24 protein-coding genes are annotated in these 23626 nt (G+C 71.6%); 15 read left to right on the forward strand and 9 right to left on the reverse strand.

All coding sequences use genetic code 11. The features are described 5' to 3' along the window. A partial coding sequence (locus J5Y09_RS06795; RefSeq protein ID WP_209351005.1) for a hypothetical protein occupies window positions 1-249 on the reverse strand: 249 nt, incomplete at its 3' end. Window positions 250-418: 169 nt separating this feature from the next. On the opposite strand from J5Y09_RS06795, the gene J5Y09_RS06800 reads away from it, so the two are divergent. Further along, a complete protein-coding gene (locus tag J5Y09_RS06800) occupies window positions 419-1933 on the forward strand; it encodes a glycosyltransferase family 61 protein (RefSeq protein ID WP_209351006.1) in 1515 nt (504 codons plus the stop codon). Here J5Y09_RS06800 and zapE read toward each other — a convergent pair. The 3 genes from zapE to J5Y09_RS06815 all read right to left on the reverse strand — a co-directional run bounded on the left by zapE (window position 1926) and on the right by J5Y09_RS06815 (window position 5020). Then, window positions 1926-3122 (reverse strand): cell division protein ZapE, encoded by a 1197-nt coding sequence (zapE, locus tag J5Y09_RS06805; RefSeq protein ID WP_209351176.1) that lies wholly within the window; start codon window positions 3120-3122, stop codon window positions 1926-1928. The genes J5Y09_RS06800 and zapE overlap by 8 nt on opposite strands. Before the next feature lie 81 nt (window positions 3123-3203). After that, entirely contained in the window at window positions 3204-3794 is a 591-nt protein-coding gene (locus tag J5Y09_RS06810; RefSeq protein WP_209351007.1) for a c-type cytochrome, read from the reverse strand. Then, the gene (locus J5Y09_RS06815; RefSeq protein ID WP_209351008.1) at window positions 3791-5020 is read right to left on the reverse strand and encodes a PQQ-dependent sugar dehydrogenase; all 1230 of its coding nucleotides are present in this window, start codon (window positions 5018-5020) and stop codon (window positions 3791-3793) included. Before J5Y09_RS06815 ends, J5Y09_RS06810 begins: the two co-directional genes overlap by 4 nt. Window positions 5021-5149: 129 nt before the next feature. Here J5Y09_RS06815 and J5Y09_RS06820 point away from each other — a divergent pair, with 129 nt between their 5' ends. Continuing rightward, the gene (locus J5Y09_RS06820; protein ID WP_209351009.1) at window positions 5150-5917 is read left to right on the forward strand and encodes a sulfite exporter TauE/SafE family protein; all 768 of its coding nucleotides are present in this window, start codon (window positions 5150-5152) and stop codon (window positions 5915-5917) included. On the opposite strand, the gene J5Y09_RS06825 is transcribed toward J5Y09_RS06820, so the two are convergent. Both J5Y09_RS06825 and J5Y09_RS06830 read right to left on the reverse strand, forming a co-directional pair. Then, the gene (locus J5Y09_RS06825) at window positions 5904-6590 is read right to left on the reverse strand and encodes an RraA family protein (RefSeq protein ID WP_209351010.1); all 687 of its coding nucleotides are present in this window, start codon (window positions 6588-6590) and stop codon (window positions 5904-5906) included. The genes J5Y09_RS06820 and J5Y09_RS06825 overlap by 14 nt on opposite strands. 64 nt (window positions 6591-6654) lie before the next feature. After that, window positions 6655-7887, reverse strand: coding sequence for an MFS transporter (locus tag J5Y09_RS06830; protein ID WP_209351011.1), 1233 nt, complete (start codon window positions 7885-7887; stop codon window positions 6655-6657). A 159-nt stretch (window positions 7888-8046) separates the two neighbouring features. On the opposite strand from J5Y09_RS06830, the gene atpH reads away from it, so the two are divergent. The 9 genes from atpH to aat all read left to right on the forward strand — a co-directional run bounded on the left by atpH (window position 8047) and on the right by aat (window position 16903). After that, entirely contained in the window at window positions 8047-8619 is a 573-nt protein-coding gene (atpH, locus tag J5Y09_RS06835; protein ID WP_209351012.1) for an ATP synthase F1 subunit delta, read from the forward strand. A gap of 2 nt (window positions 8620-8621) precedes the next feature. After that, on the forward strand, window positions 8622-10154 hold the full coding sequence (atpA, locus tag J5Y09_RS06840) for a F0F1 ATP synthase subunit alpha (RefSeq protein WP_209351013.1): 1533 nt from the start codon (window positions 8622-8624) through the stop codon (window positions 10152-10154). Between the two features lie 25 nt (window positions 10155-10179). Continuing rightward, complete coding sequence (locus tag J5Y09_RS06845; protein ID WP_209351014.1) at window positions 10180-11064, forward strand: F0F1 ATP synthase subunit gamma; 885 nt, start codon at window positions 10180-10182, stop codon at window positions 11062-11064. A 65-nt stretch (window positions 11065-11129) separates the two neighbouring features. Next, on the forward strand, window positions 11130-12560 hold the full coding sequence (gene atpD / locus J5Y09_RS06850; protein WP_209351177.1) for a F0F1 ATP synthase subunit beta: 1431 nt from the start codon (window positions 11130-11132) through the stop codon (window positions 12558-12560). A 178-nt stretch (window positions 12561-12738) separates the two neighbouring features. Next, the gene (gene atpC / locus J5Y09_RS06855; RefSeq protein WP_209351015.1) at window positions 12739-13149 is read left to right on the forward strand and encodes an ATP synthase F1 subunit epsilon; all 411 of its coding nucleotides are present in this window, start codon (window positions 12739-12741) and stop codon (window positions 13147-13149) included. A gap of 133 nt (window positions 13150-13282) precedes the next feature. Then, a complete protein-coding gene (locus J5Y09_RS06860) occupies window positions 13283-14143 on the forward strand; it encodes a ferritin-like domain-containing protein (RefSeq protein WP_209351016.1) in 861 nt (286 codons plus the stop codon). A 362-nt stretch (window positions 14144-14505) separates the two neighbouring features. Next, window positions 14506-15636 carry a type III PLP-dependent enzyme gene (locus J5Y09_RS06865; RefSeq protein ID WP_209351017.1) on the forward strand — a complete coding sequence of 377 codons (1131 nt, stop codon included), beginning with the start codon at window positions 14506-14508 and terminating at the stop codon, window positions 15634-15636. Window positions 15637-15711: 75 nt separating this feature from the next. After that, window positions 15712-16182 carry an Lrp/AsnC family transcriptional regulator gene (locus J5Y09_RS06870; RefSeq protein ID WP_209351018.1) on the forward strand — a complete coding sequence of 157 codons (471 nt, stop codon included), beginning with the start codon at window positions 15712-15714 and terminating at the stop codon, window positions 16180-16182. Between the two features lie 31 nt (window positions 16183-16213). Then, window positions 16214-16903, forward strand: a complete 690-nt coding sequence (aat, locus tag J5Y09_RS06875) for a leucyl/phenylalanyl-tRNA--protein transferase (RefSeq protein ID WP_209351019.1) — start codon at window positions 16214-16216, stop codon at window positions 16901-16903. Window positions 16904-16942: 39 nt separating this feature from the next. Here the strand turns inward: aat and J5Y09_RS06880 are convergent, their stop codons facing one another. Both J5Y09_RS06880 and thiS read right to left on the reverse strand, forming a co-directional pair. Next, a complete protein-coding gene (locus J5Y09_RS06880; protein WP_209351020.1) occupies window positions 16943-17737 on the reverse strand; it encodes a thiazole synthase in 795 nt (264 codons plus the stop codon). A gap of 2 nt (window positions 17738-17739) precedes the next feature. Continuing rightward, entirely contained in the window at window positions 17740-17952 is a 213-nt protein-coding gene (gene thiS, locus J5Y09_RS24730) for a sulfur carrier protein ThiS (protein ID WP_245216900.1), read from the reverse strand. Window positions 17953-18082: 130 nt separating this feature from the next. Between thiS and aroQ the strand changes: the two genes are divergently transcribed. The 3 genes from aroQ to accC are packed head-to-tail and all read left to right on the forward strand — an operon-like array spanning window position 18083 to window position 20357. Continuing rightward, window positions 18083-18535 carry a type II 3-dehydroquinate dehydratase gene (aroQ, locus tag J5Y09_RS06890; RefSeq protein ID WP_209351022.1) on the forward strand — a complete coding sequence of 151 codons (453 nt, stop codon included), beginning with the start codon at window positions 18083-18085 and terminating at the stop codon, window positions 18533-18535. Further along, entirely contained in the window at window positions 18532-19005 is a 474-nt protein-coding gene (gene accB / locus J5Y09_RS06895) for an acetyl-CoA carboxylase biotin carboxyl carrier protein (protein ID WP_432761233.1), read from the forward strand. Before aroQ ends, accB begins: the two co-directional genes overlap by 4 nt. Window positions 19006-19010: 5 nt before the next feature. Then, window positions 19011-20357, forward strand: coding sequence for an acetyl-CoA carboxylase biotin carboxylase subunit (accC, locus tag J5Y09_RS06900; protein WP_209351023.1), 1347 nt, complete (start codon window positions 19011-19013; stop codon window positions 20355-20357). Window positions 20358-20366: 9 nt separating this feature from the next. Here the strand turns inward: accC and J5Y09_RS06905 are convergent, their stop codons facing one another. Then, window positions 20367-21935, reverse strand: a complete 1569-nt coding sequence (locus J5Y09_RS06905) for an ABC transporter substrate-binding protein (RefSeq protein ID WP_245216901.1) — start codon at window positions 21933-21935, stop codon at window positions 20367-20369. Between the two features lie 96 nt (window positions 21936-22031). Here J5Y09_RS06905 and J5Y09_RS06910 point away from each other — a divergent pair, with 96 nt between their 5' ends. Next, window positions 22032-23618: an ABC transporter substrate-binding protein gene (locus tag J5Y09_RS06910; protein ID WP_209351024.1), complete on the forward strand. Its 1587-nt coding sequence runs from the start codon at window positions 22032-22034 to the stop codon at window positions 23616-23618. The last annotated feature ends 8 nt before the right edge of the window (window positions 23619-23626 follow it).

The raw sequence follows: 23626 nt of genomic DNA on the forward strand, positions 1-23626 counted from the left end.
GGCAGCCGCCTGGCGGCCCGCCGCCGTCCGGCTGGGGGCGGCCGCCCCGCGCGGCGCGGGGGCCGCGGCCCGGGCCTGCTGCCGTTCCGGCGCCGCCGCCCGGCGGGTCGCCGTCGCCCGCGCCGCCTGGGTCGAGGCCGGGCGCGACTGGGCCTGGGCCTCGCTGGAGCGGGTGCGGGCCTCGGCCGCCGGCGCGAGGCTCAGCAGGCCGGCCAGGGCGACAAGCGCGAAAGCGAGCGGTCGGAACATGCGTGGGCCTCTCGATTCATTGCTGCGTGTTTCTTGGGCAAAGGGTCTAGACGCCCCCCGCCGGTCCGCCAAGGGGTGAAACGCATTCTTGACGATTGTGTGGGCGACGGGGCCCGGCGGTCGGGTTCCGGCGCGCCGGCCAAGCGGCTATTGTCGATCCGTGTCCGGAATGGCCAGCAGCCAGCGCCCCAGCCCCCCGCGCGCGAACCCGCGCGCGATCCTCCGCGCGGAGGTGATGGCGATGAGCGAGGCGGGCGACATCGCGGGGATCGCGCGACGCCTGGCCGATATCCCGCCCGCGGACCAGTTGCCCGGCCTGGTTCCCCTGCATGTCGCCGCGGCGATCGAATTGCGGGATGCGGACGCGATCGCCGCCTCCGTCGCCGCCGCGATAGCGGCCCCCCTCGCGCCGAGGATGCGCGCGCTGATGGCGTGGCGCCTCGCCGTCGCGGGCCATGCGGCCGAGGCCTGGGCGGTGCTGCATTCCGACCCGGCCATCCTGCCCGCCGAGGACGCGCGCGGCGCGGTGCTGCAACTGCTCGGGCGGATCGGCAACGAGGCCTCGGCCCGGCCCGACCTCCGCCTCGCCGCCCGGACGCTCGCCGCGCGCCTCGCGAGCACGCCGGCGGAGGTCCAGACGCACCCGGCGCCCTTCGCCTACGTCGCGGGGGATGCGCAACCACGCCCGGGCGGCGCGCCGCCCGAGATCGTGGCCGCGCCCGGTCTCCGGCCGCATGTCCTCGCGGCCTTCGCGAAGCAGGCCGAGACCTTCGAGGGCATGATCGCGGCCCGCCGCCGGCCGCTCGAGGTCAGGGCCCACCACGACGTCTTCATCAACCGGTTCGGCCAGGTCTGGCGGAGCGAGGGCGGGCTCCTTGGCCATCTCCTGCGCGGCGTGGAACAACCCCTGCCGGCCGCGTCGCTCGATGCCATGTCGACCGCGCCGGCGGTCGAGGAGGCCGTCTTCGCCGTCGAGCAGTTCAACAACATGTTCCACTGGGTCGCGGACGCGCTGCCCAGCATCGCCTGGCGCTTCGCGCCGGGCGTCCCCCCCGTTCCGCTCGCGATGCAGCCGGACGCGGCACCCTACAAGGCGGAAGCCCTCGCCGTGCTGGCGGGCGGCGAGCCGCCGCCGATCCTGCCCGCGGGCGATGCGCTGTTCGTGCGGCGCCTGTATTTCGGGCCCTTCGGCGCCCACACCATCGCGCCGCTCGGCGCGCATCGCGACCTGATCGGATCGATCGCCGACGCGGCCGATGCCTCGCCCGCCCCGGCGGACGGGCTGCCGCCGCTGCTCTACATCTCCCGCCGCGACGCGGCCAAGCGCGCCCTGGGCAACGAGGCCGCGCTCGAGGAAGCGCTCGCGGCGCGCGGCTTCGGCGTCCGCCTGTTCTCCGGCCGCGGCTTCCTCGAGCAGGTGCGCCTCATCCGCGGGGCGCGCGTCATCGTGGCACCGCACGGCGCGGCGCTCGGCCTGCTGCTCTTCGCGCATGCGGGAACGGCGGTGTTCGAGGTGATGCCCGGCATGGCGCAGGCGGCGGGCCTCCGCTTCTGCATGGCGCGGCTGTCGCGGCTGCTCGCGCTGCGGCACCGCATCTGGCTCGAACCGATCAACGCGCTGACGGGCGCCTGGGCCGCGAGCCTCGATCCGCTGCTCGCCGACCTGGACGCCTGGCTCAGGTGAGGTGCGGCAGGGCGAGGTAGTCCTGGCTCTGCATCTCGACCAGCCGCGACGCCGTGCGCTCGAACATCGCCGCGTTCTCGCCGCGCTCGTACAGCCGGTCGGGATGGTCCTCGGCGCTGGCCACCAGCTTGCAGCGGTGCTCGTACAGCGTGTCGATCAGCGTGATGAAGCGCCGCGCGCGGTCGAAATTCTCCGGCCCCAGGCGCGGGATGCCGTCCAGCACGACGGTGTGGAAATGCGTCGCGACGGCGAGGTAGTCCGCCGGGCCGAGCGGGCGGCCGCAGATCTCGTCGAAGGCGAAGCGCGCCACGCCGCGGGCGGCCTGCGGCACCGCGACCGACCGGCCGAGCAGCGTCAGGTGCATCGGCGCCGCCGGCGCCTCGCCCGTCAGTTCCGCGAAGGCGGCGTCGAGCGCGCGTTCCGCCCGCCCGTCCGGCGGCACGTGCCAGGTGGGCAGGCCGCGGATGCGGTCGCGCCGGTAGTCGCGCGCGGAATCGAGCACCAGCACCTCGATCCGCGACTTGATCAGCGCGATGAAGGGCAGGAAGGCGTCGCGCCCCGGCTTGCCCTTGAACAGGTCGTCCGGCGTGGTGTTCGACGTGGCGACGACGACCACGCCGCGGGCGAACAGCGCCTCGAACAGCCGGCCGAGGATCATCGCGTCGGTGATGTCGTGCACCTGGAATTCGTCGAAGCACAACAACGCGGCCTCGGCGACGATCGAATCCGCGAGCGGCGGGATCGGGTCGTGGTCGTGCACGTCGCGCGGCGCGGGCGCGTCGGCGTCGCGCATCTTCCAGGCATGGATGCGCCGGTGCGCCTGCTGCATGAACTGGTGGAAGTGCAGGCGCTTCTTGCGCGGCACGTCGGCCGATTCGAAGAACAGGTCCATCAGCATGGACTTGCCGCGCCCGACCTCGCCGACGAGGTACAGCCCGACCGGCGCGCCTTCGGGCGCTTCCTCGACCGGCTTGCGGCGGAAGAAGCGGGAGAGGAAGCCGCGGCTTTCCGGCGGCTCGGACTTGGGGTCGTAGCCGCGCGTGCGGCGCCAGAGGTCCTGCAGCTTCTCGGCCGCGAGTTCCTGCGCCGGGTCGGCGGCGATCAGCCCGGCCGCGATCCGCGCGCGCAGCGCGGGCAGGGGGCCTTCGTTTCGGGCGGCGGCGGACGCGCCGGGGGAAGCGGCCGGCATGGCGTCCGGGGGCGGTGTCATGGCGCGGCAGCGTTAGCCCGTGGCAGCGCGGGCGGCAACGGGGCCGCCCGCCCGGGGCGTTCAGTCCCGCTGCGAGAGATAGTGCGCGAGCGCGTCGAGCTCGGCGTCCGAAAGCCCGAACACCGCCCCGTTCATCTGGGAATCGACGCCGACGCGCTGGCCGTCGCGGTATTCGCGCATGGCGCGGGCGAGGTATTCCTCCCGCTGCGCGGCCAGGCGCGGCATCTGCTCCCGCCCGGAATAGCCCGGCAGGTGGCAGACGCCGCAATTGCGCGGGCCCGCGATCGCCTGCCCGGCGGCGAACAGGGCGGCGTCGCGCGGGCGCCGGTCCTCCGGCGGGCCGGGCGGCAGGCTGGCGAACCAGGCGGCGATGTCCTCGATGTCGCGGTCCGGCACGCCCTCGGCGAAGGCGAGCATCGCCGGCACCTGGCGGATGCCCTCGCGGAACAGGATCATCTGCACCGTGATGTAGCCGGCCGGCTGGCCGGCGAGGGAGGGGATGTCCGCCATCCCGCTCCGCCCATTCTCGCCATGGCAGTTGACGCAGCGATGGGCGGCGAGCTCGGCGCCGCGCGCGGCATCCTGCGCCCGCGCGGCGGGGGCCGTGGCGGCGGCGATCAGCGCCGCCGCCACGATCGTAGCGATCCTCACCGGCTGTAGGTGATGCGGTAGATCGCGCCCATCTGCTCCCCGGCCACGAGCAGCGAGCCGTCGCGCATCACGTGCACGTCGACCGGGCGGTCATGGAAGCGCTGGTTCGCGTCGTCGCGCAGGCCGGTCATGAACTCCTCGATCCGCATCACGTTGCCCTGCGGGTCGAGATGCGCGACCACCACGTCGTAGCCGGTCAGGCGTTCGCGGTTCCAGGAGCCGCGCCGGGCGATGAAGATCTGGTTCCGGTACTGCTCGGGGAACATGGTGCCCGTGTAGAAGCGCATGCCGAGCGAGGCGACATGCGGGCCGAGCAGCGCGGCGGGCTGCACGAACTCGCTGCACTGGCGGCCGTTGTTGTGCTGCGGGTCGGCCGCGCCGGCCGAGCAGAACGGGAAGCCGTGGTCTTCGCCGCTGCGGCGGATGCGGTGCAGCGTGTCCTGCGGCCAGTCGTTGCCGGCCCAGTCGCGCGCGTTGTTGGTCGCCCAGAGCTCGCGCGTGACGGGGTGGTGCGCCATGCCGACGCTGTTGCGGATGCCGCGCGCCTCGATCCGCCGGTCGCTGCCGTCCGGGTTGAAGGAGACGAGCAGCGCGAAGCGGTCGCGGTCCGTCTGGCAGACGTTACAGTTCACGCCGACATTCGTGTAGATGCGGCCATCCGGGCCGAGCGACGCGAACTTCCAGTGGTGGTTGCCCGCGTGGTCCTGCTCGGTCGGCAGGCCGAAGGCGGCGGTCAGGTCCACCGGCGCGGGGACGTTGTCGAGGTTCGCTTCGATGTTGTCGTAGCGCAGCACGCGGTTGACCGCGATGACGTACAGGCTGGTGCCGATCATCACGAGGCCGTTCGGCTGCGCCAGGCCCTGGGCGATGATGCGCGTGCGCGTCGTGCCGTCCGGGTTGCGGCTGACGGCGTAGACGCGGCCGATCGCGCGCGTGCCGGCGAAGATCGTGCCGTTCGGGCCTTCGGCCATCATCCGCGCGCCCGGCATGCCGTGCGCGTAGACCTCGGCGCGGAAGCCCGGGGGCAGGCGGATCTGGCTGACCGGCACCTGGTCGAGCGGCGTCACGGTCAGGCGCGGGGCGTGCGGCGCGAGCGTCGAGCCCTCCGGCCGGCCGACCGCCCAGCCGGGCACGGCGGGCGCCTGCGCGGGGGCCGGAGCCTGGGCGAGAGCGGGGCCGGCGACCAGTGCCGCGAACAGGCCAAGCCTCAGTCGTGAAGGTGTCATGCGTTTCTCTCCCTCCCGGCCCATGCGGGCGCGGCGGCGGGATGGAAGGACGGATCGGCGCCGTCTGCAAGCGTGGGTTGCGCGCCCCCGCCTGGACGCGGGGCGCCGGGCGGCGGAGGCTCGGCCCGGATGGAACAGGTTCTGGCGCATCTGCCGCCCGCGGCGGCGCTGCTCGGCGTCGCCGCGGCGGCGCTGGCGGGCGGGCTGTCGCGCGGCTTCTCGGGCTTCGGCGCGGCGTTGGTCTTCGTGCCGCTGGCCTCGGCCGCCGTCGGGCCGCGCGCGGCGATCCCGGTGCTGGCGCTGCTCGAATGCGTCTCCTGCCTGGTGTTCCTGCCGAATGCCTGGCGGCTGGCCGCGCGGCGGGAGGTGGCGGTGATGAGCGGCGGGGCGATCTGCGCGGTGCCGATCGGGGCGATGATCCTCGCCGCGACGGATCCGGTGGCGCTGCGCTGGGGGCTGACGGCGCTGGTGCTGCTGGCCGTCGCGGTGCTGGCCTCGGGCTGGCGCTATCGCGGGCCGGATTCGGCGCCGCTGCTGTTCGGCGTCGGCGCGCTGGGCGGGGCGATGAGCGGCACGGCCATGCTGGGCGGCGTGCCGCCGGCGGCCTGGTGGCTGGGGCGGGCGGCGCCGGCGGCGACGGTGCGCGCCAACATGAACCTGTACTTCGCCGTCCTGACGGTGGCGGTGACGGCGGCCTTCGCCTGGCGCGGGCTGTTCGGCTGGCAGACCGCCTGGCTCGCGCTCGCCGCCGGCCCGGCCTACGCCGCCGGCCTGTGGGGCGGGACGGCGCTGTTCGGGCTGGCGAGCGAGCGCGTCTTCCGCGGCGCCGGCTACGCGCTGATCCTGGTCGCGGCGGTGCTGGGGATGCCGCTGTGGGATCCGTTCACGGGCCGATGATGCGCGCGCCGGCGACGAAGGCGCGGATGCGGTCGTTGCCGGTCGCACCGCCCTCGACATTCGCCACCGCCTTGGCTTCGGCCGCCCGCACGGCGGCGAGGCGGTCCAGCACCGCCGCCGCGCGGTCCTGCGGCACCACCACGACGCCGTCCGCGTCGCCGACGACGATGTCGCCGGAGCGCACATGCTGCCCGCCGATGGTGATCGGCGCGCCGACGAGGCCCGGCCCGTTCGCGGCCGGGGAGGCCGGCATGATCCCCGCGGCGAAGAGCGGCAGGCCGGCGGCGACGATGCCCGCCCGGTCGCGCGCCAGCCCGTCGGTGACGAAGGCGGCGACGCCCTTGTTCTTCATCATGCCCGCGACGAGGTCGCCGATCACGGCGGTGCCCGTATAGGCGTCGTTGGCGACGACGATGACGTCGCCGGGCTCGGCTTCCGACAGCGCGCCATAGACCGCGACGATGTCGGCCGGGTAGGCGAAGGCGGTGATGGCGGGGCCGACGAAGGCGGCGTTCGCCTCGTCCATCGGCTTGATGCGCCAGTCGAGCGCGCCGCGCCCGTCCATGGCATCCGCCAGGTGGGAGGTCTGCGCGCCGCGGAAGGCCTCGATGAGCGCCTTGTCCGGGCGGTGGTGGCCGCGATGGATGGTCAGCAGCGGCGGATTGTCGAGCATGTGCGCTTCGTCCCCTGGGCGATCGGGCGGATGCTCGCCCGCGCTGGGCGGGGCGGCAAGCGCGTCAGCGGCGGCGCAGCACCATCGCCGCGGCGAGCAGCTGCAGCAGCAGGGCGGCGGGCGCGACCGGCGCGTCGCCGGCCGCTTCCCGCAGCAGGCCGAAGATCGCGGGGGCGAAGGCGTAGCAGGCCTGGGTGACGGCGCTGAGGGCGGCGACCACCGCGCCCACCTGCGCCGGCGGCCATTCCGCCTGCACGATCAGCGGCGGCAGGGACAGCAGGTTGCCCAGGCCCAGGCCGAACAGCGCGCAGGCCAGCAGCGCGAGCGCCGCGCCATCCCCGCCCGCGGCGACCAGGCACAGGCTTCCCGCCGCCTGGACCGCGAAGTTCAGCACCGCCGCGCGCCGCCGGTCCGCCCCGGGCGGCAGCAGCCAGCCGACCGCCGTGCGCCCGACCACCGCGCAGATCGTGGCGAGGCTCAGCGCGAGGCCCGCCCCCCGGACGCCCAGCGCGGGCGCGAGCAGCGAGGCGAGCTGCGACAGCAGCCCCATCTGCGCCACCATGCCCAGGGCGAAGGCGATGGTCAGGCTGCGGAAGCCGGGCTGGGAGCGCAGCGCCCCGGCCGGCGCGGCCACCGGGCGGGGCGGCGGCGCGGTGGGGGCGCCGTCCGGATGCTGGCCCATCGCGGCGGGGTCGGGGCCGAAATAGCGCCCGGCCAGGGGCCAGAGCAGCAGGATGCCGCCCGCGCCGATCAGCAACGCCGCGGCGGGGAAGCCCAGGCCCGCGATCAGCGCCGTCCACAGCGGGGCAAAGAGGATCCCGCCCATCGAGGCGCCGTTGTAGGCCATGGCGAGCGCGGCCGGGCGGGCGCGGTCGAACCAGCGGGAGATCAGCGCGTTGATCGCCGCCCCGCCGGTGACCGCCCAGCCCGCGGCGGTCAGCAGCGCCGCCGGCGCGAGCTGCCAGGGTGCTGCGGCGAAGGCCCAGGCGGCCGCGCCGGCCGCGGCCAGCACGATTCCGGCGCGGGTGACCGCGACCGGGCCGAAGCGGTCGTGCAGCCGGGGCAGGCGGGAGACGATCGCCGCGCTGGCCAGGAAATGCAGGGTGATGGCGGCCGAGACCGTGCCCACCGACCAGCCGCGGCCTTCCGTCAGCGCCAGCAGCCACAGGCCCGGCCCGTAGAAGCCGATTCCCCAGGCATAGGCCGCGAGCGCGAAGGCCGCCGCCACCACCCGCCAGCCGAAGAAGCCGCCCGCCATGGCGCCGATGCTGGCACAAAGCGGCGAAAGGCGCGTCATGGGGCGCTTTTCGTGGCGCGGTCGGTTGCGGTGCGGCAAACGCCATGTTAAGCGCCCGCCGCCGCCGGGGGCAGCCTCGCGTGGGCATGTCCTTACGTGCAGCCAAGCAGAACAGGACCCGGATCGCCCGTGGCCGCCGCCGAGACCATCCAGACCAGAATGTCCGCCCCCCACAACCCCGTGGGCGCGCCCGCCCGCTATGCCCAGGCGCTGATCGGCCTTGCCGACGACCTGCGCCAAGCGGAGCCCGGCGCGATCGACCGCATCGCCGCCGACCTCGAGGGGCTGCTGTCCCTCTGGCAGGGCGACGAGGGGTTCCGCCGCTTCATCGCCGATCCGCGCCTGGACGGTGCCAAGCAGCGCGCGGGGGTCTTCGCGATCCTCGACCGTGTGGGCACCGGGACGGAGGTGCGCAACCTGCTCGGCGTGATGATCACCAACCGGCGCCTGTCGGCGCTGCCTTCCGTTGCCGCCGCCTTCGGCATGCTGCTCGCCGAACGGCGCGGGCAGCAGACGGCCGAGGTGACGACCGCCCATCCGCTGACCGACACGCAGCGCGCGCAGATCGTCGCGCGGCTGACCGAAGCGGGCTTCTCCGGCGTGCGCCTGTCCGAGACCGTCGATCCCGCCATCCTGGGCGGGCTCGTCGTGCGGATCGGCTCTCGCCTTTACGACAACAGCATCAAGTCCAAGCTGCAGCGCCTGCAGTACGCGATGAAAGGGGCCGCCTGACCATGGATATTCGTCCCGCCGAAATCTCGGAGATTCTCAAGAAGCAGATCGCCGGGTTCGACGCCGACGCCAACGTGGCCGAGGTGGGCACCGTGCTGACCGTGGGCGACGGCGTCGCCCGCGTGTATGGCCTGGCGAACGTGATGTCGGGTGAGCTGGTGGAGTTCCCCTCCGCCGGCATCCGCGGCATGGCGCTGAACCTCGAGGCCGACAATGTCGGCGTCGTGATCTTCGGCGACGACAAGAACATCCGCGAGGGCGACACCGTCTCCCGCACCGGGTCGATCGTCGACGTGCCGGTCGGCAAGGGCCTGCTGGGTCGCGTCGTGGACGCGCTCGGCAACCCGATCGACGGCAAGGGCCCGCTGACCGACGTGACGCGCACGCGCGTCGAGGTGAAGGCGCCCGGCATCATCCCGCGCAAGTCGGTGCATGAGCCGATGCAGACGGGCATCAAGGCGATCGACGCCCTGATCCCGATCGGCCGCGGCCAGCGCGAGCTGATCATCGGCGACCGCCAGACCGGCAAGACGGCGGTGATCGTGGACACGATCATCAACCAGAAGACCATCAACGCGTCCGGCGACGAGTCGAAGAAGCTCTACTGCATCTACGTCGCGATCGGGCAGAAGCGCTCGACCGTCGCCCAGCTGGTGAAGCAGCTGGAGGAGCAGGGCGCGCTCGAGTACTCGATCATCGTGGCCGCCACGGCGTCCGACCCGGCGCCGATGCAGTTCCTCGCGCCCTACTCCGGCTGCGCGATGGGCGAGTTCTTCCGCGACAACGGCATGCACGCGGTCATCTTCTACGACGACCTTTCCAAGCAGGCCGTCGCCTACCGCCAGATGTCGCTGCTGCTGCGCCGCCCGCCGGGCCGCGAGGCCTATCCGGGCGACGTGTTCTACCTGCACTCGCGCCTGCTCGAGCGCGCCGCCAAGATGAACGACGACTTCAAGGCGGGCTCGCTGACGGCGCTGCCGGTGATCGAGACGCAGGCGGGCGACGTGTCCGCCTACATCCCGACGAACGTCATCTCGATCACGGACGGCCAGATCTTCCTGGAGACCGAACTGTTCTACAAGGGCATCCGCCCTGCGGTGAACGTCGGCCTCTCGGTCTCCCGCGTCGGTTCCGCGGCGCAGATCAAGGCGATGAAGCAGGTCGCGGGCAAGATCAAGCTCGAGCTCGCGCAGTACCGCGAGATGGCGGCCTTCGCGCAGTTCGCCTCCGACCTCGACGCGACGACGCAGGCGCTGCTCGCCCGCGGCGCCCGGCTGACCGAGCTGCTGAAGCAGCCGCAGTACAAGCCGGTGCCGGTCGAGGAGCAGGTGATCTCGATCTTCGCGGGCACGCGCGGCTATCTCGACCGCATCCCGGTGAACCAGGTGGGCGAGTTCGAGCGCCGGCTGCTGGCCGACCTCAAGACGCGCGAGCCCGGCATCCCGGAGGCGATCCGCAACGACCGCGAGATCAAGAAGGAGACCGAGGCGAAGCTGATCGCCTTCCTCGACTCCTTCGCCAAGACCTTCGGCTGAGCGGGCAGGGCGCGGAGAGCCACACATGGCGAGCCTCAAGGCCCTGCGCATGCGGATCAACAGCGTGAAGTCCACGCGGAAGATCACGCAGGCGATGAAGATGGTGGCGGCGGCGAAGCTGCGCCGCGCGCAGTCCCGCGCCGAGGCCGCGCGCCCCTATGCCGAGCGGATGGAGCGCATGCTCGCCTCCCTCGGCGCCGGCGTCGCGGGCCAGCCCGACGCGCCGGCCCTGCTGGTGGGCACGGGCGGGGACAGCGTTCACCTGCTGGTCGTGGTCAGCGGCGACCGCGGCCTGGCGGGCGCCTTCAACACCAATGTGGGCCGCTTCGCGCGCGCGCGCATCCGGGAGCTTGAGGGCCAGGGCAAGACCGTGAAGGTGCTGGCCGTCGGCCGCAAGGGCGCGACCTTCCTCAAGCGCGAATTCGCGTCGCGCTTCGTGGGCGAGATCTCCTTCGCCGGCAAGAAGGCGGTGGGCTTCGAGGACGCGGCGGAAGTGGCCGCGCAGCTGACGGCGATGCTCGACAAGGGCGAGTTCGACGTCTGCACCCTGGTCTACAACCGCTTCAAGAACGTGATCACGCAGACGCCGTCCGAGCAGAAGCTGATCCCGACCGCGCTGCCGGAGACCGAGGAGGACACCCTCGCCGGCCCGCAGCCGCTGTATGAATACGAGCCGGCCGAGGACGAGATCCTCGCCGCGCTGCTGCCGCAGAACCTGGCCGTGCAGATCTACCGCGCGCTACTCGAGACCACCGCCGGCTTCTACGGAAGCCAGATGACGGCGATGGACAACGCGACGCGCAACGCGGGCGAGATGATCAACAAGCTCACCCTCAACTACAACCGCACGCGTCAGGCGAACATCACCAAGGAGCTGATCGAGATCATCTCCGGGGCGGAGGCCTTGTGATGGCGCGTGCACCGAAGAAGAAGTCCGATGCCGCCGAGGCGGCGCCGATCGAGCAGGGGATTGCCATCGTGAAGAACAATGTCGGCAAGGTCACGCAGGTGCTGGGCGCCGTCGTGGACGTGCAGTTCCCGCAGGACCTGCCCAACATCCTCAACGCGCTGCACACCAAGGTCGAGGACCGCAAGCTGGTGCTCGAGGTGGCGCAGCACCTGGGCGAGCGCACCGTGCGCTGCATCGCCATGGACACGACCGACGGCCTGGTGCGCGGCACCGAGGTGGTCGACACCGGCGCGGGCATCTCGGTGCCGGTCGGGCCCGAGACGCTCGGCCGCATCCTGAACGTCATCGGCGAGCCGATCGACGAGCGCGGCCCGGTGAACGCCGAGAAGTCCTACACGATCCACCGCGACGCCCCCGCCTTCGACGAACAGGCGACGGCGGCCGAGATCCTCGTCACGGGCATCAAGGTCATCGACCTGCTCGCCCCTTACCTGAAGGGCGGCAAGATCGGCCTGTTCGGCGGTGCGGGCGTGGGCAAGACCGTGACCATCCAGGAGCTGATCAACAACGTCGCCAAGGGCCATGGCGGCGTGTCGGTCTTCGCCGGCGTGGGCGAGCGGACGCGCGAGGGCAACGACCTGTACCACGAGATGGTCGATGCCGGCGTCATCAAGCTGGGCGAAGGCACGACCGAAGGCTCGAAGGTGGCGCTGGTGTACGGCCAGATGAACGAGCCGCCGGGCGCCCGCGCGCGCGTCGCGCTGTCCGGCCTGTCGATGGCGGAATACTTCCGCGACGAGCAGGGCCAGGACGTGCTGTTCTTCATCGACAACATCTTCCGCTTCACCCAGGCGGGCGCGGAAGTGTCGGCGCTGCTCGGCCGCATCCCGTCGGCGGTGGGCTACCAGCCGACGCTGTCGACCGACATGGGCGCGCTGCAGGAGCGGATCACGTCCACCAAGAAGGGCTCGATCACCTCGGTGCAGGCGATCTACGTCCCCGCGGACGACCTGACCGACCCGGCGCCGGCGACGTCCTTCGCGCACCTCGACGCCACGACCGTGCTGAACCGCTCGATCGCGGAGCTGGGGATCTTCCCGGCGGTGGACCCGCTCGACTCGACGTCGCGCGCGCTCGACCCGCGCATCGTGGGTGACGAGCACTACAAGACGGCCCGCGAGGTGCAGCGCATCCTGCAGACCTACAAGTCGCTGCAGGACATCATCGCGATCCTTGGCATGGACGAGCTCAGCGAGGAGGACAAGCTGGTCGTGGCGCGCGCGCGCAAGATCCAGCGCTTCCTCTCCCAGCCCTTCCACGTGGCCGAGGTCTTCACCGGCACGCCGGGCGTGTTCGTGAAGCTGGAGGACACGATCCGGTCCTTCGCCGCGATCTGCGCGGGCGAGTACGACCACCTTCCGGAAGCCGCCTTCTACATGGTCGGCACGATCGAAGAGGCCGTGAAGAAGGCCGAAGGGTTGAAGGCGGCCGCGTAGCTTTAGGCCCTCAGGCGCCGGGCGGGCGGCATCCGCCGCCCTTGGCTTCGCCGCGTTGCGGTGGCGCCCGAGGGAGAAATCGAGTGGGCGGCGCCGGCCGCTGTGCGGCCGGATCCTCCCAAGGCGGTGCGCCGTCGGCGATGGCGCGCCAGATGTGAAGTCTTAGGGGATACCCCGGATGGCCACCTTCCAGCTCGAACTCGTCTCCCCGGAGAAGCTGCTGCTTTCCCGGCCCGTGGAGATGGCGGTGCTTCCCGCCGCGGATGGCGAGATGGGCGTGCTGCCCGGCCATGCGCCGATGATCGTCGCGCTGCGCGGCGGCGTCATCACCGTGCGCGAGGGCGGGCAGGAGACCGAGAAGCTGTTCGTCGCCGGCGGCTTCGCCGAGGTCTCGCCCAACCGCGTCACCATCCTCGCCGATGAGGCTACCCCCGTGGCGAGCCTGTCCCGCGCTACGGCGGAAGAACGCATCGCCGCCTGCCGCAAGGCGCTTGAGGGCGCTGCGGAGATGACTCCCGAGAAGCGCGAGGCGGCCATGGCGCGGCTTCTCGCCGCCGAGGCGATGCTCGCCGCGGCCCAGGCGGCCTGACCCGCGCGCCACGCCGGCGCGCCGAATCACCACATCGCCTTGAAACCGCCACGCGGGGGCCGAAAATGCCGTGGCATCGAACGGGGCGCCCGGCAGGGACCCCGCGCGCCGCGTCCGCACCCGCGAGGTAGGCATGAAGCACTGGCATATCGACGAGGTCGGCTGGGACCGGTTCGACCCTTCCAAGGTCGATCCGGCGATCATCCCGCTGGTCAAGGCCGCCGCGATGGTCGAGCGCAACGCGGCGGACTACGTCACCTACCTCACGCGCGTCTTCCACGACGACCCTGACTTCCAGGCCGCGGCCGAGCATTGGGGCGTGGAGGAGACGCAGCACGGCGACGCCCTGGGCCGCTGGGGCATGCTGGCGGACCCCGGCTGGGACTTCCAGGCCGCCTTCGCGCGCTACCGCGAGGGCTACAAGATCCAACTGGACGCCGATGCCTCGATCCGCGGGTCGCGCACCGGCGAGCTGATCGCCCGCTGCATGGTCGAGACCGGCACCTCCTCCTACTACACGGCACTCGGGGAGGCGACGGAGGAGCCGGCGCTCAAGCAGGTCTGCCGTCTGATCGCGGCGGATGAGTACCGCCACTTCAAGCTCTTCTATGACCACATGCGGCGCTACCTCGCGCGCGAGAACCTGTCCTTCCCACGCCGGCTGCGCGTCGCGCTGGGGCGGATCGGGGAGAGCGAGGACGACGAGCTCGCCTACGCCTTCCATTGCGGCAACGACCCGGTGGGCACGCCCTACGACCATGACCGCTGCATCGCGGGCTACATGGGCCGGGCGATGCAGTTCTACCGCTTCCGCCACATCGAGCGCGGCATGGGCATGATCTTCAAGTCGATCGGGCTCGAACCCCGCGGCCGCATGGCGGACATCGCGGCCAAGGGCGCCTGGCGGCTGCTGTGCTGGCGGCGGGAGAAGTTCCTGCAGGCGCTTCGCCGCGCGGCGAACGAGAATGCCGGCGGGGCCGCGGCGGCCGCCTGACGGACAGGTAACCTTCCTGCGAATCGCGGGGATGGCGGGACGAAACGCCCGGAGGCCAGCGAGGCATCGGGCCGCTTTCCTGGCCTTTCGCCGGGTTTGAGAAAAAAATTCGGGGTGGGGCGAAGATTTCGCTTTGCACCCCCCGCATCGCGGCGTATAGGCCGCGACAGACGCAGTACGCACGTGCCTCTGGCCCCCGGCCTTACCGGCCAAAGGGTTTACGCAACGACGTCAAGCGTTCTGGCAACCCCGTCCGGCGCCAGCCGGGCGGCTCATTTTGGTCGCTGGTTCGTTCGACCGTTTCGTCAACCTTGGGCCGTCGCCTGGACAGGCGGCCCACCGGAGCCTGGAGAGGTGCGGCGATGACCCCGAAGATCGCCCAGTTCCTGCGCGACCACGCGCCCGCGACGCCTTGCCTTGTCCTCGACGTGGACAGGGTGGAGGAGAACTATCGGCGCCTGAAGGCGGCGCTGCCGCTCGCGCGCGTCTACTACGCGGTGAAGGCCAATCCGGCCGCGCCGATCCTGTCGCGCCTGACCGCGCTGGGCTCGTCCTTCGACGCCGCGTCGTGGGAGGAGATCGAGGCCTGCCTTGCTGCCGGCGCGCGGCCGGAGGCCATTTCCTATGGCAACACCATCAAGAAGGTGTCCGCCATCCGGGCCGCGCACGACGCCGGTGTGACGATGTTCGCCTTCGACAGCGAGGCGGAGCTCGAGAAGCTCGCGCGCCACGCGCCGGGCGCGCGCGTCTATTGCCGCATCCTGGTCGAGAACAAGGGCGCGGAATGGCCGCTCAGCCGCAAGTTCGGCTGCGAGCTCGAGATGGCGCGCGACCTGATGGTCCGCGCGCGCGACCTCGGCCTCGACCCCTATGGGATCTCCTTCCATGTCGGCAGCCAGCAGACCAGCACGGCGGCCTATGAAGGGGCGATCGCGCGCGTCGCGATGCTGTTCACCGACCTCAAGGACGCCGGCGTGAAGCTGCGCATGGTGAACCTCGGCGGCGGCTATCCGGTGCGCTACCGCGCCGAGGTGCCGGGCATCGACGATTTCGGCATGGCGATCATGGGCGCCATGACGCAGCATTTCGGCAACGACCTGCCGGAGATGCTGATCGAGCCGGGCCGCTTCCTCGTGGGCGACGCGGGCGTGGTCAGCAGCGAGGTCGTGCTCGTCTCCCGCAAGGGCAAGGACGATCCGGTGCGCTGGGTCTATCTCGACATCGGCCGCTTCGGCGGGCTTGCCGAGACCGAGGGCGAGGCGATCAAGTACAGCTTCCGCACGCCGCATGACGGCGGTGCGGACGGCCCCGTGACGATCGCCGGCCCGACCTGCGACAGCACGGACACGCTGTACGAGAAGTCCAACTACCGGCTGCCCATGGCGCTGGCCTGCGGCGACCGCGTGGAGCTGCTCTCGACCGGCGCCTATGTGACGACCTACGCGTCCCAGGCCTTCAACGGCTTCCGGCCGCTGGCCGAGCACTACGTCTGACGTGTCTCGCGCGGGCAGGGCAGCCCGCGCGATTTCTTCCTTTCCAGATGGGGCCGTGCCGGATATGGTGCGGCCATGGACAGCATAGACCGGAACATCCTGGTCGCGCTGCAGCATGACGGCGCCGCGGGGCTTGCCGAGCTGGCGAAGGTCGCCGGACTCTCGGTCTCCGCCACGGCCGAGCGCGTGAAGCGGCTTGAGGAGCGCGGGACGATCCGCGGCTGGCGGGCGGATCTCGATCCCGCCGCCGTCGGCTGCCCGTTGCTCGCCTTCGTCTTCGTGGCCCTGCGCGCCGGGGCGCAGGAGGCGAAGTTCCGCGACGGGCTGCTGGCGCTCGAACAGGTTCTCGAATGCCACGCCGTGACCGGCCCGTGGACCTTCCTGCTCAAGCTGCGCGTGGCCGGGCTCGCGGAACTCGACGCCTTCGTCGCCGAGGAGATCCGCCGCCGCGCCGGCGTCGAGCGGATCGAGACCGTGCTCGCCCTGGCGACGGCGAAGGAGACCGCGATGCTCCCCGTCGCGCCGCCGGAGGACGAGGAAGAGTGACCCGCCCCGGCCCATGGCGCGGACCCAGCCCATGAGCCGCCGCCAGGCCGAGGTGACGCCCGACCTTGTGCTGCGCGCCTATGCCGCGGGTGTCTTCCCCATGGCCGAGAGCCGGGCGTCGGATCGCGTCTACTGGCTCGACCCCGCGCTGCGTGGCGTGCTGCCGATCGATGCCGGCTTCCACCTGCCCCGGCGCCTGATGCGCACCGCGCTGTCCGACCGCTTCGAGGTGACGGCGGACCGCGACTTCGGCGGCGTCATCCGCGGCTGCGCGGAACCGGCGCCCGGCCGCACGGATACCTGGATCAACGACGACATCGAGCGGCTGTTCCTCGACCTTCATCGCCGCGGCGCGGCCCATTCGGTCGAGACCTGGCGGGACGGGCGGCTCGTCGGCGGCCTCTACGGCGTGGCGCTGGGCGGCGCCTTCTTCGGGGAGAGCATGTTCTCCCGCGTCACGGATGCCTCGAAGGTCGCGCTGGTGTATCTCGTGGCGCGGCTGCGGGTCGGCGGCTTCGTGCTGTGCGACACGCAGTTCCTGACCTCCCACCTCGCGCGCTTCGGCGCGATGGAGATCCCGAAGGCGGAGTACAAGCGGCGCCTGGCGGCCGCGCTGGCCGTGCCGGCCGTCTGGCGGGCGGATCTGTCGCCGGCGGATGTGGAGGCCGAGATCAGGGCGATGAGGTCCGGCGAGGCAGACCCCACCGACAAAGAAGGTTGAGGGGGCGCGGGGGGAGAAGTTCCCTTCTCCCCCCGCCCTTCAGCGAATGAGCCCTGCCATCGGGCTGGACGGATCCGCGCTGTAGTTGCGCGGCATGCGCCCCGCGAGGAAGGCATCCCGCCCCGCCTCGACCGCCGCCTTCATCGCGCGCGCCATGCGCACCGGGTCGCGCGCGTGGGCGATGGCCGAATTGAGCAGCACCGCGTCGCAGCCCAGTTCCATGGCGAGCGCCGCGTCGGACGCCGTGCCGATGCCCGCGTCCACCAGCACGGGCACCTTCGCCTCCCGCTTGATGGCGCCGATCATATAGGGGTTCACCACGCCCATCCCGGACCCGATCGGCGCGCCGAGCGGCATGATGGCGACGCAGCCCATCTCCTCCAGCCGCTTGGCGGCGAGCGGGTCGTCGGCGCAGTAGACCATCACCTGGAAGCCGTCCTTGATCAGGGCCTCGGCCGCCTCGAAGGTCGCGCGCATGTCCGGGTAGAGGAAGGGCGGGGGCCCCAGCACCTCGAGCTTCACGAGGTTCCACCCGCCGGCTTCACGCGCCAGGCGCAGCGTGCGCACCGCGTCGGAGGCGGTGTGGCAGCCGGCCGTGTTGGGCAGGTAGGTGTAGCGCGACGGCGGGACGAAATCCTGCAGCATCGGCGCGTTGGGGTCGGACAGGTTCACGCGGCGCACGGCGACGGTGACGATCTCCGCGCCCGAGGCCTCGATCGAGGCCGCCGTCTCCTCGAGCGACTTGTAGCGGCCGGTGCCGACGATGAGGCGGGAGCGGAAGCGCCGCCCCGCGACCTCCCAGGTATCGTCGATGGTGGCGGGATGCCCGTCCATGCTCAGCCTCCGCCGATGAAGTGCACGATCTCGAGCCGGTCGCCGGGGGTGAGCGCCACGGCGGCGTAGGTCGAGCGCGGCACGATCTCCTCGTTCCGCTCGACCGCGACCTTGCGCGTGTCGAGGCCGATCTCGGCCAGCAGGGCCGCGACCGTCGCGCCGGCGGCGATGTCGCGGGCTTCCCCGTTCACGGTGATGGCGATGCGTGCGTCCATGCTGGCCCGGAATGTGGCGAAGCCGGGGGGGCGCCGCAAGGCAGGGGCGCGCATGGCAGCCCCGGGCGCCGCTTGCCCCCCGGAAACCCCCCGTGCTAGCCCCATCCGCCCAAGAAAGCGGGATACATCCGTGAGTCCGCCCCTGATCGCCGTGCTGAACGGCCCCAACCTCAACATGCTTGGCGTGCGAGAGCCGGAGAAGTACGGCACCGCGACGCTCGACGACGTCGAGGCGCTCTGCGCCGAGACGGCGGAGGAATTCGGCCTCGCCATCGATTTCCGGCAGACCAATTCGGAAGGCGAGCTGGTGACCTGGATCCAGGAATGCCGCGGCCGCGCCGCGGGCATCATCATCAATCCGGCGGGCTACACCACCACCTCGATCGCGGCGATGGACGCGCTTCTCGCGGTCGATGTGCCGGTGATCGAGGTTCACATCACGAACATCCACCGTCGGGAGGAATTCCGGCACCACAGCTTCATCTCGAAGGCCGCGACCGGTGTGATCTGCGGGCTCGGCGTGGCGGGCTACGCGCTGGCGATGCGCGCCATGGCGGAACTCGTGCAGCAGGACGAGGAATGATGGGCAACTTTATCCAATTCGACGCCGCCGCGATTCGCGAACTGGCGCAGATCCTGCGCGAGACGGACCTGACCGAGATCGAGCTGGTCGACGGGGAATCGCGGCTGCGCGTGGTGCGCCAGTCGATCGTCGCCGCCCCCGCCGCGGTGACGGTCGCCGCACCGGTCGCAGCCGCCGTCGCCGGCCCGGCGCCGATCGCCGCGGCCGTGGCGCCGGAGGCGCTGGACGCCGACCACCCCGGCGCGGTGACGAGCCCGATGGTGGGCGTCGCCTATCTTTCGCCCGAACCGGGCGCCGCGCCCTTCGTCACGGTCGGCTCCAAGGTCGCGCAGGGCCAGACCCTGCTGCTGATCGAGGCGATGAAGACCTACAACCAGATCAAGGCGCCGCGGGCGGGCACCGTGACGCGCGTGCTGATCGAGAGCGGCATGCCCGTCGAGTACGGCGAACCGCTGATGATCATCGAATAACCATCATGTTCGGCAAGGTCCTGATCGCGAACCGGGGCGAGATCGCGCTCCGCGTCCACCGCGCCTGCCAGGAGATGGGCATCCGCACCGTCGCCGTGCACTCCACGGCGGACGCGACGGCGATGCATGTGCGCCTGGCGGATGAGAGCGTGTGCATCGGCCCGCCCGCGGCGCGCGATTCCTACCTGAACGTGGCGGCGATCCTGTCGGCCGCGACCATCACGGGCGCGGACGCGGTGCATCCGGGCTACGGCTTCCTGTCGGAGAACGCCCGCTTCGCCGAGATGGTGGAGGCGCACGGTCTGAAGTTCATCGGCCCGATGCCCGAGCACATCCGCATGATGGGCGACAAGATCGCGGCCAAGGACGCGATGCGGCGGCTCGACGTGCCGCTGGTGCCCGGTTCCGCCGGCGCGCTCGACACCTTCGAGGAAGCCCGCGCGGTCGCCGAGCAGGTGAAGTATCCCGTCCTGATCAAGGCTGCCGCCGGCGGCGGTGGGCGGGGGATGAAGGTGGCGCGCAGCGCGTCGGAGCTTGAGGAAGCGTGGCGCGTCGCGCGCGCCGAGGCCAAGGCCGCCTTCGGCGACGACAGCGTCTATCTCGAGAAGTATCTCGACCGCCCGAGGCACATCGAGCTGCAGGTGCTGGCCGACACGCATGGCAACGTCGTGCATTTCGGCGAGCGCGACTGCTCGCTCCAGCGCCGCCACCAGAAGCTGGTCGAGGAAGCGGGAAGCCCGGTGCTGAGCGCGGCGGATCGCGAGGCGCTCGGCGCGCGCGTCACGGCGGGGCTGTCGAAGCTCGGCTACCGCAACGCCGGCACGCTGGAGTTCCTCTGGCAGGACGGGCAGTTCGCCTTCATCGAGATGAACACCCGCCTGCAGGTCGAACACCCGGTGACCGAGATGGTCTGCGGCATCGACCTGGTGAAGGAGCAGATCCGCATCGCGGCCGGCGAACCGCTCGGCTACACGCAGAAGGACATCGCCTTCAGCGGCCATGCGATCGAATGCCGCATCACCGCCGAGGACCCGGAGACCTTCGCGCCGAGCCCCGGGCGGGTGAACACCTACCACGCGCCGGGCGGGCTCGGCGTGCGCGTCGATAGCGCGCTGTATTCCGGCTACACCGTGCCGCCGCACTACGACAGCCTGGTCGCCAAGCTGGTCGTGCACGCGCCGACGCGCGCCGAGGCGATCGGCCGCATGCGCCGCGCGCTGGGGGAGATGGTGGTGGCCGGCATCCGCACCACGCTGCCGCTGCACCAGGCGGTGATGGAGGATGCGGAGTTCCAGGCCGGCGACTACACGATCCACTGGCTGGAACGCTTCGTCGCCGGCCGGCAGGGCTGACGCGCTGATTCAGTTCGCCGGGCGCACCGCCATCGCGGTGGTGCGCTCGTCCATCCGCGCCTCATAGGCCAAGCCGCGGCGCGTCGCCCAGAAGTTCACGAGCTGGTACAGCGGGATCATCGCGACGTCGTCCGCGACCATGCGGACGGCGTCGCGCAGCATCGCCTCCCGCTGCGTGTCGTCGAGGGTGGCCGCGGCGCGTTCCGTCAGCGCGTCGAGCGCCGGGTTGGAATAGCGCGAGGAATTCGCGGCACCGCGCCGGCGTTCGCGGTCGTAGCTGCCGAAGATGTTCACCAGCATGTAGGACGCCTCGCCGGTCACGCTGCCCCAGCCGCCCATGCGCATGTTGAATTCCTGGCGCGCCGTGCGGGCGGAATAGGTCGTCCAGGGCAGCGCCTGCAATTCGGTTCGCACGCCGATGCGCGTCCACATCTGCGCGATGGCCTGGCAGGTGCGCGCATCGTTCGGGTAGCGGTCATTGGGGCAGGAGAGGGTGATGCGGAAGCCCTGCGGGTAGCCCGCTTCGGCCAGCAGCCGGCGCGCGCCCTCGGGGTCCGTCGCCGGCACCGGCACGTCCGGGTTGAAGCCGAAGGCCCCCCGCGGCAGCCATTGGCCGGTCGGCCGCGCGGTGCCCTCCATGACGCGATCGGCCAGCGCGGCGCGGTCCACCGCCATCGACATGGCCCGGCGCACGCGGATGTCCTGGAAGGGGTTCTGCGCGAGCGGCCTTCCGTCATTGTCCGTCACCCAGACCGGGCCGTCCCGCCGCGAATAGTCGGGGATCAGGTAGATCAGCCGCAGGCCCTGGATCTCAAAGAGGCTGATGCGCTGGTTCTGCCGCAGCCTGGCGAGGTCGGTGGACGGCACCTGGTCGATCACGTCGACATCGCCGGCGAGCAGCGCCGCGGTGCGCGCCGCGTCGTTGGCGATGAAGCGGTAGGACACGCGCGCCCAGGGCTGCGCGCCGCCCCAGTAGCCGTCGTTGCGCGTGAACTCCGTCCGGTCGCCCGACCGGTAGGCTCCCAGCCGATAGGGGCCCGTGCCGATCGCCGCCTGGCCGGAATTGTACTGCTCGGTCTCCGCCCCTGTGCCGGCGTGGCGGGAGATGACCTGGATCGAGGCGAGCTCGGTCGGCAGCAGCGGATGGGGGGCAGCGGTGTGGAAGCGGATCGTCAGCGGATCGACCACCTCGACGCGGGTGATGGCGCGGATCAGCCCGGCGAAGGACCCGGGCGAATTGCGCACCGTCGGCACGCGCTCGATGGTGAAGGCGACGTCGTCGGCCGTCAGGTCGCGCCCGTCATGCCACTTCACGCCGGCGCGCAGGCGGAATTCCCAGACGGTCGGCTCGATGGCGCGCCAGCTCTCGGCGAGCATCGGGCGCAGCCGCGCCTCGGCGTCGCGCTCGACCAGCGTGTCGAACAGGTGCTGCGTCAGGCTGCTGTTGGGGGAGGCGTTGTAGAAATGCGGATCCAGCGAGGTCGGCGACCCGCCGATCGCGATGGTCAGGTTCTGCGCGGCGGTCGCGCCCGGCGCCAGGGACAGGGCGATCATCAGGGTGCGGGCGTGGCGTCGCATGGGGCTTTCTCCGTCGGCGGTCGCGGGGCGCCACGCTAGCGGGGCTCTGGGTCGGCTGCTACAAGGGGGCACGGGTACTCGACCGGGGGGCGAAGGATGAAGAAGCAATTCGGGCGGCAGCTTGCCGTCGCTGCAGTCGTTGCCGCGGCCGGCATGGGCCAGGCGGCTGCCCAGACCGCGACCGTCGCGGTGGGCGCCCCGGTCACCTCGCTCGACCCGCACTACCACCAGCTTTCGCCCAACAACGCCGTCGCGGACACGATCTTCGACCGGCTGGTGAACACCGACCTCCAGTCGCGCGCGATCCCCGGCCTCGCCACCGAATGGCGCGTGGTCGAGCCGACGGTGTGGGAATTCCGCCTGCGGCCGAATGTCCGCTTCCAGAACGGCAACGCCTTCACCGCGGACGACGTCGCATTCACCCTGGCGCGCCTGCCCAACGTGCCGAACAGCCCGTCTTCCTTCGCCGTCTATTCCCGGCCGCTGACGCGGGTCGAGATCGTCGATCCGCTGACGATCCGCTTCCACACCGCCGCCCCCTATCCGCTGCTGCCGCTCGACATGACGAATGTCCGCATCGTCGACAAGGAGACGGTGGAGAACGCGACCACCGCCGACTTCAACGAGGTGCGCGCGGCGGTGGGCACCGGGCCCTACCGCGTCGTCTCCCACCGCAACGGCGACCGGATCGAGTTCGAGCGCTTCGACGGCCATTGGGGCGAGCGCCCGGCCTTCCAGCGCATCAACTACCGGATGGTCACGAACGACGCGGCGCGCACCGCGGCGCTGCTCGCCGGCGATGTCGACCTGATCGACCAGGTGCCGACCTCCGACCTTGCCAACCTGCGGCGCGACCAGCGGGTGCGGCTGGCCGAGCAGGTCGGGCTGCGGCTGATCTTCCTCGGCCTCGACCACCAGCGCGCGGCGAACGAGAACTCGCCCTTCATCACGGACAATGACGGAAGGCCGCTCGGGCGGAACCCCCTGCAGGACGTCAGGGTCCGCCAGGCGCTGTCCATGGCGATCGACCGGCGCGCGATCGTCGACCGCATCATGGAAGGCGCGGCCGTGCCCGCGAACCAGTTCCTGCCGCAGGGCGTCTTCGGCAACGTGCCCGACCTGCCCGCCATCCCCTTCGATCCGGACGCGGCGCGCCGGCTGCTGGCGGAAGCGGGCTACCCGCAGGGTTTCCGGATCCAGCTGAACGGCCCGAACGACCGCTACATCAACGATGCCCGCATCATCCAGGCGGTCGGCCAGATGTGGACGCGCATCGGCGTGCGCACGACGGTCGAGGCGCAGCCCTGGACCACCTTCATCGGCCGCGCCGGGCGCGTGGAGTATTCCGCCTTCCTGATCGGCTGGGGCTCGAACCCGGACGGGTCGCACCCGCTGCGCAACATCATGGCGACCTTCAACCGCGACCGCGGCTGGGGCGCGTCCAACCGCGGGCGCTATTCCAACCCGCAGGTGGACGGGCTGCTGGAACAGTCGCTCGCCGAGATGGACGAGCCGAAGCGCGAACGGCTGATCATCGAATCCATGCGCATCGCGATGCAGGATGTCGGCGTGGTGCCGCTGCACATCCAGACGAACATTTGGGCGACGCGGCGCGGCTTCGAATACGCGGCGAGCGTGGACGAGAGCACGCTGCCGCAGCGCCTCCGTCCCGCGGCGCGCTGAACGCGGAG

The sequence above is a fragment of the Roseomonas nitratireducens genome (assembly GCF_017813355.1).
GTDB lineage: Bacteria > Pseudomonadota > Alphaproteobacteria > Acetobacterales > Acetobacteraceae > Neoroseomonas > Neoroseomonas nitratireducens.

What these genes read in the sequence shown, in the direction of transcription:
- J5Y09_RS06800 (WP_209351006.1), top strand. Translation starts at nt 419, where the DNA reads ATGGCCAGCAGCCAGCGCCCCAGCCCCCCGCGCGCGAACCCGCGCGCG.
- zapE (WP_209351176.1), bottom strand. Translation starts at nt 3,122, where the DNA reads ATGCCGGCCGCTTCCCCCGGCGCGTCCGCCGCCGCCCGAAACGAAGGC.
- J5Y09_RS06815 (WP_209351008.1), bottom strand. Translation starts at nt 5,020, where the DNA reads ATGACACCTTCACGACTGAGGCTTGGCCTGTTCGCGGCACTGGTCGCC.
- J5Y09_RS06820 (WP_209351009.1), top strand. Translation starts at nt 5,150, where the DNA reads ATGGAACAGGTTCTGGCGCATCTGCCGCCCGCGGCGGCGCTGCTCGGC.
- J5Y09_RS06825 (WP_209351010.1), bottom strand. Translation starts at nt 6,590, where the DNA reads ATGCTCGACAATCCGCCGCTGCTGACCATCCATCGCGGCCACCACCGC.
- J5Y09_RS06830 (WP_209351011.1), bottom strand. Translation starts at nt 7,887, where the DNA reads ATGACGCGCCTTTCGCCGCTTTGTGCCAGCATCGGCGCCATGGCGGGC.
- atpH (WP_209351012.1), top strand. Translation starts at nt 8,047, where the DNA reads ATGTCCGCCCCCCACAACCCCGTGGGCGCGCCCGCCCGCTATGCCCAG.
- atpA (WP_209351013.1), top strand. Translation starts at nt 8,622, where the DNA reads ATGGATATTCGTCCCGCCGAAATCTCGGAGATTCTCAAGAAGCAGATC.
- J5Y09_RS06845 (WP_209351014.1), top strand. Translation starts at nt 10,180, where the DNA reads ATGGCGAGCCTCAAGGCCCTGCGCATGCGGATCAACAGCGTGAAGTCC.
- atpC (WP_209351015.1), top strand. Translation starts at nt 12,739, where the DNA reads ATGGCCACCTTCCAGCTCGAACTCGTCTCCCCGGAGAAGCTGCTGCTT.
- J5Y09_RS06860 (WP_209351016.1), top strand. Translation starts at nt 13,283, where the DNA reads ATGAAGCACTGGCATATCGACGAGGTCGGCTGGGACCGGTTCGACCCT.
- J5Y09_RS06865 (WP_209351017.1), top strand. Translation starts at nt 14,506, where the DNA reads ATGACCCCGAAGATCGCCCAGTTCCTGCGCGACCACGCGCCCGCGACG.
- J5Y09_RS06870 (WP_209351018.1), top strand. Translation starts at nt 15,712, where the DNA reads ATGGACAGCATAGACCGGAACATCCTGGTCGCGCTGCAGCATGACGGC.
- aat (WP_209351019.1), top strand. Translation starts at nt 16,214, where the DNA reads ATGAGCCGCCGCCAGGCCGAGGTGACGCCCGACCTTGTGCTGCGCGCC.
- J5Y09_RS06880 (WP_209351020.1), bottom strand. Translation starts at nt 17,737, where the DNA reads ATGGACGGGCATCCCGCCACCATCGACGATACCTGGGAGGTCGCGGGG.
- thiS (WP_245216900.1), bottom strand. Translation starts at nt 17,952, where the DNA reads ATGGACGCACGCATCGCCATCACCGTGAACGGGGAAGCCCGCGACATC.
- accB (WP_432761233.1), top strand. Translation starts at nt 18,532, where the DNA reads ATGATGGGCAACTTTATCCAATTCGACGCCGCCGCGATTCGCGAACTG.
- accC (WP_209351023.1), top strand. Translation starts at nt 19,011, where the DNA reads ATGTTCGGCAAGGTCCTGATCGCGAACCGGGGCGAGATCGCGCTCCGC.
- J5Y09_RS06905 (WP_245216901.1), bottom strand. Translation starts at nt 21,935, where the DNA reads ATGCGACGCCACGCCCGCACCCTGATGATCGCCCTGTCCCTGGCGCCG.
- J5Y09_RS06910 (WP_209351024.1), top strand. Translation starts at nt 22,032, where the DNA reads ATGAAGAAGCAATTCGGGCGGCAGCTTGCCGTCGCTGCAGTCGTTGCC.